The following is a 12371-nucleotide window of genomic DNA, read 5'->3' as shown; positions in this document are numbered from 1 at the left end:
CATGGCAAATATCAGTATTATAGGAGCTGGAAGCTGGGGAACTGCACTTGCATGGCTTTTGCATAACAATGGTCATGAGATAACTGTCTGGTCCCTTATGGAGGATGAGGTGAAGAGGCTTACCAGCGAACGGGAAAATAAACGTAAGCTTCCCGGTGTTATCCTGCCGGGAGATATGCTCTTTACCTCGGATCTGCAGGGCGCATGCGAGAACAGAGATCTTCTGGTGCTGGCGGTGCCCTCGCCATATACCAGAAGTACGGCTCACAATATGAAACCTTTTATAAAAGAAGGACAGTTGGTTGTCAATGTTGCAAAGGGAATCGAAGATCACTCCCTGATGACCTTGAGTGAAATTATTGAGGAGGAGATACCGCAGGCAGTAGTGGCTGTGCTTTCCGGGCCCAGTCATGCAGAGGAAGTTGGCAAAGGTCTTCCCACCACGATTGTGACGGGTGCCAGGAAAAAGAGCACGGCAGAATATATTCAAGAGTTATTTATGAGTCCGGTATTTCGTGTCTATACAAGTCCGGATGTTCTCGGGATAGAGATAGGAGCTGCACTAAAGAATGTAATCGCGCTTGCAGCAGGAGCGGCGGATGGCCTGGGATACGGTGATAACACGAAGGCGGCACTGATTACGAGAGGTATTGCAGAAATTTCCAGATTGGCAGTTGCTATGGGGGCACAGGCGGAAACCCTTTTCGGACTTTCGGGAATTGGGGATCTGGTCGTTACCTGCGCCAGCGTCCACAGCCGCAACAGAAAGGCCGGGTACCTGATTGGGCAGGGACGTACAATGAAGGAGGCCATGGATGAGGTTCAGATGATTGTGGAGGGAGTTTATTCTGCGAAGGCCGGGCTGGCGTTATCAGAAAAGTACGGGATTGATATGCCGATTATCCGTGCTGTAAATCAAGTCCTGTTCGAAGATAAACCTGCTGCCGATGCAGTAAGAGAACTGATGCTCAGAGATAAGAAGATGGAGATTGAAGCGGATCTATGGGAAGAATAAAAAGAAGGGGCTGTGAAAAAAACAGCCCCTTCTTTTTATTCTACACCTTGTCCAACCATATCATCCGGTATACTTGCGGTTCTCAGATGTTCATCCAGTGTATCTATTGTTTCCATCTCGCTTTTGGTCAGATCAAAGTCAAAAATATCAATATTGCTTAGAATTCTGTCTTTGCTGACAGATTTGGGAATAATGCCAATATCCTGTTGAATCAGCCAGCGTAATCCAACCTGAACGGCTGTCTTACCATATTTCTTACCAATACAGGTCAGAATCTCACGGTCTGCATAAGCGCCTCTTGCAACAGGGGCATAAGCCTGTACCACAATGCCTCGCTCCTGACAATATTTCACCAATTCTTTCCGGTTCCAGAGCGGATGGCATTCAATTTGATTAACAGCAGGAATAATACCTGATATCTCAAAAAGATGTTCCAGATGCGAAATTCCAAAATTACTGACGCCGATTGACTTTGCCCGTCCTGATTGATGTATATTTTCCAATAATTTCCAAGTCTCTGCATAGCATCCAGGCACCGGCCAGTGTATCAGATAGAGATCTACATAATCCAGCTTTAGCCGTTCTAAAGAACGATTGAAGGCACCCTCGATATCCCCCATTCTTTGCGCAGTGTTCCATACTTTAGATGTTATGAATAATTCTTCTCTGGAAATATTGGAAGAGCGGATTGCTTTTCCTATACTTTCCTCATTCTTATACACAGACGCGGTGTCAATCAGCCGGTATCCTGCTTCCAACGCAGTTTCCAGTGCGCGGGCTGCTTCTTCATCTCCCGTTATTTTATATACTCCAAACCCCGCCTTAGGCATGGGACGCTCATCGTTAAGTAAAAATGCAGGTATTTCTGATGACATGATGTCCACCTCCTATGTTCTTATCATCTCTTGCACTTCTGTTTCTCATCGCAAGACCTTTTGAGCCTTAATACTACGTTACACTCTAACATATAAATGTAAACAAACAATAAGAGAATATATTAAAAAAGTAATACATAAGTATGAACATATAGAGAAATATGGACAGGAACAGCGTTTCTCCTAACAAAAGATTGTAATTAAAACGTTGTTTAAAATACATAATTTTTAGTATAGTATCAAAAAAAATACATGAAATGTCACGAATATCTTGGGGACATCTATTGATTTTAAGAAAAATGTGAGTTATAATATTAACAATTGAGTCTATCATATTTTTTATAGCAGCATTTAAGCGCTGCTTATACAAGGAAAGGAGCCGTTTATGCATTTATTAAACGATGAGAATGGCAACCCCATAGAGCATGGACATAACCATGACCACTGTGAAACACATGAACATTGCCATGAGCATGAGCATTCCTGCAAGGAGTGTACCCATGATCATAAAGATGAGAGTATTGCTTTGCTGAGTTACATGCTCTCCCATAACGAGCACCATGCCCAGGAACTGGATCAGATGGCTGATAATTTGGAAAAACTGGGAATGGATGGTGCTGCAAAGCAAATTAAAGAAGCTGTATCGGATTTTCAGAAGGGCAATATGCGTCTGAGTCTGGCACTGACATTAGTAAAAGGGCAATAAACCGGAAAAGGAGGTTTGACGAAGATGTGTCTGGCAACTGTATTTAAAGAAAGTGATAATACTGTCATATGCAGAAATGTCTCCCGAATAGATGTGGTTAATGATGCTGTTGTGATCCGGGATATCATGGGAGATGAAACAAAGGTTCAGGGAAAAATCCTGATGGTGGATCTTGCCAACAGTGTTGTTAAGCTGCAGTGCGATTAAATAAAAGCTTATTTATGAGCTTTTAATAAAAAATGTAAAAAATGGAAGCGGAGGTAGTATCAATGAAACTAACGGATATCATGAAGAAGAGGACCATGTTTTCTTTTGAGGTATTCCCACCAAAAACCGATGACGGCATGCAGAAACTGGAAGGCTGTCTGGAACATCTGTATGAATTCCAGCCGGACTACATCTCCTGTACATATGGGGCCGGAGGAAGCAATGTAGGGAAAAATCTGGAAGTCTGTAAGATGATTCAAAAAGCCGGCAACAACACAATTCCGGTTACTCATTTTACCTGTGTAGGCAATACGAAAGAAGGAGTAAAAGAACAGCTGCAGAACTATCTGGATCAGGGTATTGATCATATGCTTGCACTGCGTGGAGATCTTCCCTATGGCTGGACAGGCACGAATGGCGATTTTGACTATGCCACAGACCTGATTGCATTTGTCCGCAGGGAATTTGGTGATAAGTTTGAGATTGCTGCTTCGGGTTCTCCGGAAGGGCATATTGCATGTGGCACTTTAGAAGCTGACATTGCACATCTGAAACAGAAACAGGATGAAGGTGCTGATTACATTATGACGCAGCTTACCTATGACATGGAACAGTTTAAGTACTGGCTGGACGCTATACGCAAAGCAGGAATTACAATGCCTGTGGATGTGGGAGTGATGCCTGTAGTGAACAAGGATTCCGTAATTTCCATGTGCCTGTCACGTAATGGCTGTGCAATTCCGCGTAAACTGGCAGAGGTGATTTCACATCATTGGTTTGACAAAGATCCGGATGGCAATGATCTGCCGGAAGTAAAAGCGGCTTTCAGAGAGGAAGGCATTAATTATACCGTTAACCAGCTTCATGAATACATGGCACTTGGGGTTGATGGTATACATCTTTATGCCATGAATACATGGAAAAACAGTAAAGAAATTCTGGATCGAGCCGGAATCCGCACGTTGAAATGATTAAACTGGTTTATTTTGCCTCTTGGAGGAGAGGCTGAATAAAAATAAATAATCCTGCAGGAGTGGATGACCGGCAGGAAAGAAAGAGCTAAGGCATTTCTTACAAGGAGGATTATATGAGCGAATTCAAAATGACAACAGTTGAAGAATTTGAAGCGGCAACCAATCGACTGTTGGAGACAGGCGCCAAGGTTGGCGCGGACGCATGGCAGTTCAGAGTAAAGAACCAGACTCCACACTGTAAGTTTGGTGAAACTGGTGTCTGTTGCCGTATTTGCAGTATGGGACCATGCCGTGTAACCCCGAAGGCACCCAAAGGCGTATGCGGGTGTGATGTTCACGGAATCGTGGGAAGAAACTATTTGAAATTCACAGCCGGCGGATCTGCAACACACTCTGACCACGGCCGTGAAATCTGTCACACATTATATGAGGCGGCAGCGGATGGTAATTACAAAGTAAAAGATCCGGAAAAACTGCTCCGCATTGCAAAAGAATGGGATATTGAAACAGAAGGTAAAGACATCTATGATCTGGCACATGAGGTTGCTTTAGAGGGCTTGATGGAGTATGGCAAGCCATTTGGCACACAGAGATTCCTGAAGAGAGCACCGAAGCATACACAGGAATTATGGGAAAAGAATGAACTTGCTCCCCATGCTATAGACCGTGAGGTTTCCAGATCCTTACATATGACCCATATGGGATGCTCGTCTAAGCCGGAAGCACTGGTAAAGCAGTCGATCCGCTGTGGACTTGCAGACGGATGGGGTGGTTCCATGATGGGAACTGAATTTTCTGACGTTTTGTTCGGAACTCCAAAGCCGATTGACACCGAAGCAAACCTGGGTGTTATGGTGGCTGAGAATGTGAATATTGTAGTACACGGACATGATCCTTCGCTTTCGGAGATGATTTGTGAATATGCAGACGATCCTGAGATGATTGCGTATGCAAAAGAAAAGGGCGCAAAAGGAATCACTGTTTCCGGTGTCTGCTGTACTTCCAATGAAGTAGCTATGCGCCGCGGAATTCCTATGGCAGGAAACTTCCTGCAGCAGGAAAATGTGGTACTGACCGGTGCCTGTGAAGCGATTGTAGTTGATGTACAGTGCATCTTCCCGGCACTTGGGCCTTTGAGCAAATGTTTTCATACAAAATTCATAACGACATCTCCGATCGCCCAGATGCCTGATTCGGAATTTATCCGCTTCAGTGCAAAAACTGCCGGGGAAAATGCCAGGGCGATTGTTAAGATGGCAATTGATAACTTCCAGAACAGAAAACCGGAATTGGTTCATATCCCGGATATGAAGCAGAAGGCTACAGTTGGCTATTCACTGGAAGCTCTTGTGAAGGTTCTGGACGGCGTGACAAATACACAGGTGGACGAAACCGGAACTACAAAGCCGCTGCTGGAGTGTATTACATCCGGTGTTATCCGCGGTGCGGTGGCGATGGTAGGATGCAATAATCCGAAGATACGTCCTGACTATGCACATATTGAATTGATGAAAAAACTGATTGCTAATGACATTGTTGTCATCTCCTCCGGATGTGCTGCTCAGGCTGCTGCAAAAGCAGGTCTGATGGATAAAAGAGCGAAAGAGTTCTGCGGCGCAGGTCTGAAACGTGTTTGTGAACTGGCGGATATTCCTCCGGTACTCCATATGGGATCTTGTGTTGATATCAGCCGTATGATGGTTCTTTCTTCTGAACTGGCTAAAGATTCCGGCTTGAATATATCCCAGCTTCCTGTTGTGGGATGTGCTCCGGAATGGATGTCTGAAAAGGCAGTTTCGATTGGTAACTATGTTATCGGTACTGGTATTGATACGTTCCTTGGTATTGACCCATACGCTTCCGGCTCCAGTGAGATGGTTGAGATGCTGACCAGCGGAACCAGAGAATGGACGGAAGCAGCCTATACTGTGGAAACTGACATTGAAAAACTGGTTGACAAGATGATTGAACGTATTGAAGAAAAGAGAGCTGCGCTGGGAATCTAAATACAGTTAGCCTGACGGCTGCACTGTTTGGCAAATAAAAACAGATCGAAAGTAGATGAAATAATATGAAGATTGCAGTGACAGGAAAGGGCGGCGTGGGTAAAACCACGTTTGCCGCAACTCTTGCCAGGTTATATGCGGATGAAGGCAGAGAAGTTCTGGCAGCGGATGTAGATCCGGATGCTAATCTGGGACTGGCTCTTGGCTTTTCAGAAGAGGTTTTGGATTCTATTGTTCCTGTCAGCAGGATGCGCAAACTGATTGAGGAGCGCACCGGAGCTAATGCGGAAAACCAATTTTATAAACTGAACCCAAAGGTAAGCGATATACCTGATACTTATGGCAAAACCTGTAACGGAGTAAAGCTTTTGGTGCTGGGAACGGTGGAAACCGGAGGGAGCGGATGTGTTTGCCCGGAACATGTAATGCTGAAGCGCATTATCAATAATCTCGTTTTACATCGTGATGATGTGGTGATTATGGATATGGAAGCCGGACTTGAACATCTCGGACGTGGGACCACAGAGAATATGGATCAGTTTATCGTTGTTATTGAACCTGGTGCCAGAAGTGTTCAGACTTATAAGAATGTGAAACGTCTGGCCCACGATCTTGGTGTGGAGAAGGTGCATGTGGTAGCAAACAAGGTTCGGGATGAAGAGGATGAAGCATTTATCCGCAAAAAGATACCGGATGAAGATTTACTCGGAATCATTCACTATAATTCTGAGATTATTGACGCGGACCGGCAGGGATGCTCACCGTATGATTTCAGCAAACAGGCGGTGGATGAAATCCAGTTAGTTAAAGAAAAAATCGACCGTGTGGCCGGACAGCCACAGAAATTCGAACGATCAATCGAATAGGAGGAGATAACAGTGACATTATTCGAAAGAGTATTTAGCGGAAATGATGCCGTATTTGGTCTTACAGAAGGCGCTATTGATAACGCCATCGCACAGTACGGCGAAGAAAAAGCTGTGAAGTTTCCGGATACAGCTTACTCACTGCCTTGTTACTATGCTGTAACGGGAACAAAGGTGACGAATTTAAAAGAGCTGAAAGAAGCTCTTGGTGTTGTAAAAACTCTGATGACAAGGGAAAACCGTCTGAACGATGCGTTCATGTCAGGTGTTGCCACTGCACTATGTGCGGAGTTTATTGAGGTTCTGAAATATATCGATGGTGCAGATCCATATGCAGAACCGATGTACGGACATCTTGGAGATGCTGTGATTCGTGAACTGGGTGTTCCGCTTGTTACAGGTGACATTCCCGGTGTAGCAGTTATTATAGGAGCTGCTCCCACACCGGAAGAGGGTGTGGCTCTCGTAAAAAGTTATCAGGCGCAGGGTATCCTGGTTACTCTGGTTGGCGGCATTATTGACCAGTGTACAGAGACCGGGTATAAAACAGGTGCCAATGTACGTGTGATTCCTCTTGGAAAAGATATTACCTCTGTAATTCACGTAGTATCTGTTGCACTGCGTGCCGCACTTATTTTTGGTAATATCAAACCAGGTGATTCAGCAGCTCTGATGGAGTATACGTTTAAACGTGTGCCGGCCTTTGTTAATGCTTTCGGACCGTTGGATGATGTTGTTGTTGCCTGTGGTGCAGGTGCAATTGCTCTCGGTTTCCCTGTTGTCACAAACGAAACAGAAAACATCTTCCGTGTACCAAAGAGCCTGATTGTACAGACTGACGTGAGCAAGTTTAATGCAACGTCACTGGAGGCGCGTGACATTAAAATCAAGATTACCAATATCGATATTCCGGTTGCATTTGCATCGGCATTTGAAGGTGAGATTATCCGGCGCGGAGACATGCAGGTTGAGTTTGACGGTTCTCGTGTGGACTGCTGTGAACTTGTTCAGTCCAAAGAGATGAACGAGATTGAGGATCACAAGATTGAACTGATCGGCCCTGACTTTGATGAATTTGAAGTCGGAAGTAAGCACAGTATTGCATATGTTGTGGAAGTTGCCGGAAAGAGTATGCAGTCTGATTTTGAACCTGTATTCGAGCGTAAATTCCATAGCTATATCAACTGTATTGAAGGAGTAATGCATACCGGACAGCGTGACATGATTCGTGTTCGTATCAGCAAGGATGCATATAATGCCGGCTTCCGTGCAAAACATCTGGGCGAGGTTCTGTATGCGCAGGTGAAGAATGAGTTTGAGGCTGTCGTGGACAAATGTCAGGTTAAGATCTATACGAATCCTGAAGATTGTACAAAGATTCGTCATGAGATTGCAATACCTGCATTCAACAAGCGTGATGAAAGACTTTCAACCATGACGGATGAGTCTGTGCCTGTATACTACAGCTGCATTATGTGCCAGGCATTTTCACCATCTCATGTATGTGTCGTTACACCTGAAAGACTTGGACTGTGCGGTGCGGTATCATGGCTGGATGCGAAAGCAACCAACGAACTGGATCCCAACGGACCCTGTCAGGTAATAACAAAAGAAAAACTGATTGATGAAAGAATTGGTGAATATGAAGATGTAAATGATGCTGTCCGTAAATTTTCGCAGGGCGCACTGGAGGATGTATCTTTATATTCTATCATGGAAAAACCGATGACCTCCTGCGGATGCTTTGAGTGTATCTGCGGTATTGAGCCATTTTCCAACGGTGTATGCATAGCAAACCGTGAATATGCAGGCCTGACACCTCTTGGAATGACCTTCCCGGAACTGGCTTCCATGACCGGCGGCGGTGTTCAGACACCAGGATTTATGGGACACGGAAAACACTTTATTGCATCAAAGAAATTCATGAAGGCAGAAGGCGGTATTGAACGAATCGTATGGATGCCAAAAGATCTGAAAGATCAGGTAGCAGACCGCGTTAACGAGACAGCCAAAGAACTCTATGGTATTGATAATTTCTGTGACATGATTGCAGACGAAACAGTTACCACAGACCCGGAAGAACTGGTAGCATGGCTGACCGAAAAAAACCACCCCGCACTGGGAATGGAACCAATGATGTAGTTACAGTTTAGCCATGCAAATTTCCTATGATTTGCGCATACGAAAGCGAGCTTTCGTATGCGCGGAGCATAGGAAATTTATAGGGCGCTCTGCCCTAACGAGATGAAGCAAAGCGGAATCGAGGTAGGGCTAAACTGTAACGGACGTCTGCCACAACCCAGGTTTTCAAGCCCTAAAAGCAATGATTTCGCAAAGCGGAATCGAGCCAGGGCAAGGATGTAACGGACGTCTGCCAAAAACGCAACAACAAATACCGAAACACAATATTTTACAAGGAGGCTATTAAAATGCCGTTTAATTGCAAACCACAAAAGTTCAATGCATCCATTAATAAAGTAGAACTCGGATGTGGCGATAAGAAAATATCCTTAGGAGGAGAAAGCACATTCCCTTTCTATTCTTTTGACGGTTCCACAGGTGACGGTCCGAAGGTTGGAGCAGAGATTTCCGACATGGGCCTGGAACATGAGCCGGAAGGTGTAAAAGCTTACTACGAAGGATGCACAACTTTAGCAGAAATTGCAAAAAAGGCTGAAGTTATGGAGGGAGCAGATTTTGTATGCTTGCGTCTGGAAGGCGGAGATCCAAACGGTGCAGACAAGTCTATCGAAGAACTGGTAGCGGCTGCAAAAGAAGTTGCAGATGCCATCACAGCTCCTCTTGTAGTAGAAGGATGTAAAAATGTTGAAAAAGACGGCCAGCTGCTTCCTAAGGTAGCTGAGGCTCTTCAGGGAAAGAATGTACTGTTTTTGTCAGCAAAAGAAGAAGATTATAAAACGATTGGTGCTGCAGTCGGTCTGGCTTATGATCAGAAGGTCGGAGCGGAGTCTGCAGTTGATATTAACCTTGCAAAACAGCTTAACGTGGTACTGACACAGCTGAATGTAAAACCGGAAAGTATCGTTATGAATATTGGGACCGCAGCTGCCGGTTACGGATATGATTATGTAATATCTACAATGGACCGTATTAAAGCAGCAGCACTTTCACAGGATGACAAGATGCTGCAGATGCCAATTATCACTCCTATTTCTTCTGAAACATGGGTAGTTAAAGAATCCACTGCTTCAGAGACGGATGTTCCAGAATGGGGTCCGGTGGACACACGTGGTGTTTCCATGGAAATTCAGACAGCAGCCGCTTCTTTAGTGTCTGGTTCTGATGCCGTAATTTTAAAACATCCGCAATCCGTTGCAACAATTGCAAAGATGATAAAAGAATTAGTGTAATGTGAAAACAGGAGGATAAAAATCATGGCATTAACAGGTATTCAAATATTTAAGATGACACCAAAGAAAAACTGTAAAGAGTGTGGCTCACCCACATGTATGGCTTTCTCAATGAAGGTTGCCCAGGGTGCGGTAGATATCTCTGCTTGCCCATATATGTCTGAGGATGCTCTAGCTCAATTGTCTGAGGCAACTGCACCTCCGATGAAGACGATTAAAGTCGGTACAGGAGACTTTGCATACACGCTTGGCGGAGAGACCGTACTGTACAGACATGAGAAAACATTAGTAAGTAAGACAAGATATGCATCATCCATATGTACGGCCATGGACGATGCAGCCATAGACGAGAGAATCAATTCGATTGCCAGTGTTGACTATGAGCGTATCGGTGAACATATGTATACCGAGATGGTCAATGTAAACTATATAGAAGGTGATTCTGCCGACAAATATATTGAGATGGTAAAAAAAGCTGCTGCTACGGGCAGATGTCTGATTCTTTCCTGTAAGGACACAGCTGTTGCAAAAGCAGCGTTGGATATATGTAAGGATGGAAAGCCGATTTTAAATGGTGCTGATGCATCCAACTACGAGGCTATGTCCGAACTTGCTACAAGCGCAGGTGTAGTCCTGGGTGTGAGCGGCACAGATATCAATGAATTATATGATACGACGGCAGCATTGGAAAAACTCGGAAATAAGAATCTCGTTTTGGACGTAACAGGTCAAAGCGTAAAAGAAACCTTTGCTAATGCTGTTCAGGTGCGTCGTGCTGCTTTGAAGGATTCTGACAGAACTTTTGGATATCCTTCTATTGTAAATGCAGCAAGACTCGCATTGGGGGACAGACCGTACCAGCAGGCACTTGCAGCTATGTTCACCATGAAGTATGGTTCTGTTGTAATTGTGGAAGAGGTGGACTATGCTATGGCACTTCCGCTTTTCGGTTTAAGACAGAACCTGTTTACAGATCCGCAAAAGCCAATGAAGGTGGACCCGGGTATTTATCCGATCAACGGTGCTGATGAGAATGCCATCTGTCTTACTACAGTAGATTTTGCACTTACATACTTTCTTGTATCCGGTGAACTGGAACGTTCCGGTGTCCCGGTGAACCTGGTAATTTCAGATGCAGGTGGACTTTCTGTATTGACAGCATGGGCAGCCGGAAAACTTTCTTCAACATCTGTGTCGAAATTCTTCCTTGAGAATGTAGAAGACAAGGTGAAATCCAGAAAACTAATCATTCCCGGTAAGGTTGCCGTACTGAAGGGTGACATTGAGTCAAAGCTGCCAGGCTGGGAGGTTATTGTAGCTCCTCTTGAGGCTGTGCAGTTAGTGAAATTCCTGAAAGATATGCAGGCGAACGGCCAAATGTAAATACGAAAACATAGAATGGACAGTCATTACCTGAGAGATGTTTTGACTGTCCGAAAAAAAGGAGAGAAACCATGGCTAAATTTGTTACAATCGGTGAAAGAATACACTGTATTTCCCCGGCGATCAGAGAAGCTTTTGCAACACGTAATCCGGAAGCAATTTTAAAAAGAGGGAAAGAGCAGTTGGAGGCTGGAGCAACTTATCTGGATGTCAATATAGGACCGGCTGAGAACGATGGACCTGATTTGATGAAATGGGCTGTTCAACTTTTACAGGAGAATTTTGACAATGTACCACTGGCGCTGGATACAGCGAATAAAGCAGCTATTGAAGCAGGTATCTCTGTATATAATCGGTCAAAGGGGAAACCAATCGTTAACTCAGCCGATGCAGGGGATCGTATCAGCTACATCGATCTGGCAGCTGCAAATGATGCCATCGTAATTGCTCTTTGCTCCAACGGACCAATAGCATCTGACAATGATGAGCGTATGGTTCATTGTCAGACGATGCTGGAGCATGGCATGGAACTTGGCATGGAACCTACAGATCTCTGGTTTGATCCTCTGTTTGTAGTTGTAAAAGGAATGCAGGATAAGCAGATGGAAGTACTGGAAGCAATCAAAATGTTCAGTGATATGGGGCTGAATTCAACCGGCGGGCTTTCTAATAATTCCAATGGTATGCCAAAAACTATTCGTCCGATTATGGATTCTGCTTTGGTTGCCATGTGCATGATGCAGGGACTGACCTCCGCAATTGTAAATCCATGTGATCAGAGATTGATGGAAACCATTAAATCCTGTGATGTATTCAAGGGAAATACTTTATATGCAGACTCTTATCTGGAACTGTAAAAGCCTGTAGGCGATTGAAGACAAGAGAACAGGAGATACATCAACACACTCGTTATGGTGTATCTCCCCTTTTATAACTGACATCGTGAAATAATAGACAATCTCTAATTC

11 protein-coding genes are annotated in these 12371 nt (G+C 44.5%); 10 read left to right on the top strand and 1 reads right to left on the bottom strand.

Translation table 11 applies throughout. From position 1 onward, the window contains the following. The first annotated feature begins 1 nt into the window (after position 1). Entirely contained in the window at positions 2-1015 is a 1014-nt protein-coding gene (locus KNL20_RS08255) for an NAD(P)H-dependent glycerol-3-phosphate dehydrogenase (protein WP_230397308.1), read from the top strand. Positions 1016-1050: 35 nt separating this feature from the next. Here the strand turns inward: KNL20_RS08255 and KNL20_RS08250 are convergent, their stop codons facing one another. Next, complete coding sequence (locus tag KNL20_RS08250) at positions 1051-1890, bottom strand: aldo/keto reductase (protein ID WP_230397307.1); 840 nt, start codon at positions 1888-1890, stop codon at positions 1051-1053. A 385-nt stretch (positions 1891-2275) separates the two neighbouring features. Here KNL20_RS08250 and KNL20_RS08245 point away from each other — a divergent pair, with 385 nt between their 5' ends. From KNL20_RS08245 to acsE, 9 genes are all read left to right on the top strand, one after another. After that, positions 2276-2596 carry a cobalt transporter gene (locus tag KNL20_RS08245; protein ID WP_230397306.1) on the top strand — a complete coding sequence of 107 codons (321 nt, stop codon included), beginning with the start codon at positions 2276-2278 and terminating at the stop codon, positions 2594-2596. Positions 2597-2620: 24 nt separating this feature from the next. Continuing rightward, positions 2621-2803, top strand: a complete 183-nt coding sequence (locus KNL20_RS08240) for a CooT family nickel-binding protein (RefSeq protein WP_230397305.1) — start codon at positions 2621-2623, stop codon at positions 2801-2803. A 62-nt stretch (positions 2804-2865) separates the two neighbouring features. Further along, positions 2866-3774, top strand: coding sequence for a methylenetetrahydrofolate reductase (locus KNL20_RS08235; RefSeq protein WP_230397304.1), 909 nt, complete (start codon positions 2866-2868; stop codon positions 3772-3774). A 116-nt stretch (positions 3775-3890) separates the two neighbouring features. Next, positions 3891-5783 carry an anaerobic carbon-monoxide dehydrogenase catalytic subunit gene (gene cooS / locus KNL20_RS08230; protein WP_230397303.1) on the top strand — a complete coding sequence of 631 codons (1893 nt, stop codon included), beginning with the start codon at positions 3891-3893 and terminating at the stop codon, positions 5781-5783. 65 nt (positions 5784-5848) lie between these two features. Beyond that, a complete protein-coding gene (locus tag KNL20_RS08225; protein ID WP_230397302.1) occupies positions 5849-6649 on the top strand; it encodes an ATP-binding protein in 801 nt (266 codons plus the stop codon). A 12-nt stretch (positions 6650-6661) separates the two neighbouring features. Then, positions 6662-8791, top strand: coding sequence for an acetyl-CoA decarbonylase/synthase complex subunit alpha/beta (acsB, locus tag KNL20_RS08220; protein ID WP_230397301.1), 2130 nt, complete (start codon positions 6662-6664; stop codon positions 8789-8791). A gap of 287 nt (positions 8792-9078) precedes the next feature. Beyond that, complete coding sequence (gene acsD, locus KNL20_RS08215; RefSeq protein WP_230397300.1) at positions 9079-10020, top strand: acetyl-CoA decarbonylase/synthase complex subunit delta; 942 nt, start codon at positions 9079-9081, stop codon at positions 10018-10020. A gap of 24 nt (positions 10021-10044) precedes the next feature. Beyond that, the gene (gene acsC / locus KNL20_RS08210; RefSeq protein WP_230397299.1) at positions 10045-11403 is read left to right on the top strand and encodes an acetyl-CoA decarbonylase/synthase complex subunit gamma; all 1359 of its coding nucleotides are present in this window, start codon (positions 10045-10047) and stop codon (positions 11401-11403) included. A gap of 71 nt (positions 11404-11474) precedes the next feature. Continuing rightward, positions 11475-12260, top strand: coding sequence for a carbon monoxide dehydrogenase/acetyl-CoA synthase methytransferase subunit (gene acsE, locus KNL20_RS08205; protein WP_230397298.1), 786 nt, complete (start codon positions 11475-11477; stop codon positions 12258-12260). The last annotated feature ends 111 nt before the right edge of the window (positions 12261-12371 follow it).

The organism is Novisyntrophococcus fermenticellae (genome assembly GCF_018866245.1).
In the GTDB taxonomy this organism is placed as follows: Bacteria; Bacillota; Clostridia; order Lachnospirales; family Lachnospiraceae; genus Novisyntrophococcus; species Novisyntrophococcus fermenticellae.
The sequence above is the reverse complement of the archived record's forward strand: the minus strand, read 5'-3'. Positions and strand labels throughout refer to the sequence as shown.

What these genes read in the sequence shown, in the direction of transcription:
- KNL20_RS08250 (WP_230397307.1), bottom strand. Translation starts at nt 1,890, where the DNA reads ATGTCATCAGAAATACCTGCATTTTTACTTAACGATGAGCGTCCCATG.
- KNL20_RS08225 (WP_230397302.1), top strand. Translation starts at nt 5,849, where the DNA reads ATGAAGATTGCAGTGACAGGAAAGGGCGGCGTGGGTAAAACCACGTTT.
- acsD (WP_230397300.1), top strand. Translation starts at nt 9,079, where the DNA reads ATGCCGTTTAATTGCAAACCACAAAAGTTCAATGCATCCATTAATAAA.
- KNL20_RS08240 (WP_230397305.1), top strand. Translation starts at nt 2,621, where the DNA reads ATGTGTCTGGCAACTGTATTTAAAGAAAGTGATAATACTGTCATATGC.
- acsE (WP_230397298.1), top strand. Translation starts at nt 11,475, where the DNA reads ATGGCTAAATTTGTTACAATCGGTGAAAGAATACACTGTATTTCCCCG.
- acsC (WP_230397299.1), top strand. Translation starts at nt 10,045, where the DNA reads ATGGCATTAACAGGTATTCAAATATTTAAGATGACACCAAAGAAAAAC.
- KNL20_RS08245 (WP_230397306.1), top strand. Translation starts at nt 2,276, where the DNA reads ATGCATTTATTAAACGATGAGAATGGCAACCCCATAGAGCATGGACAT.
- KNL20_RS08255 (WP_230397308.1), top strand. Translation starts at nt 2, where the DNA reads ATGGCAAATATCAGTATTATAGGAGCTGGAAGCTGGGGAACTGCACTT.
- cooS (WP_230397303.1), top strand. Translation starts at nt 3,891, where the DNA reads ATGAGCGAATTCAAAATGACAACAGTTGAAGAATTTGAAGCGGCAACC.
- KNL20_RS08235 (WP_230397304.1), top strand. Translation starts at nt 2,866, where the DNA reads ATGAAACTAACGGATATCATGAAGAAGAGGACCATGTTTTCTTTTGAG.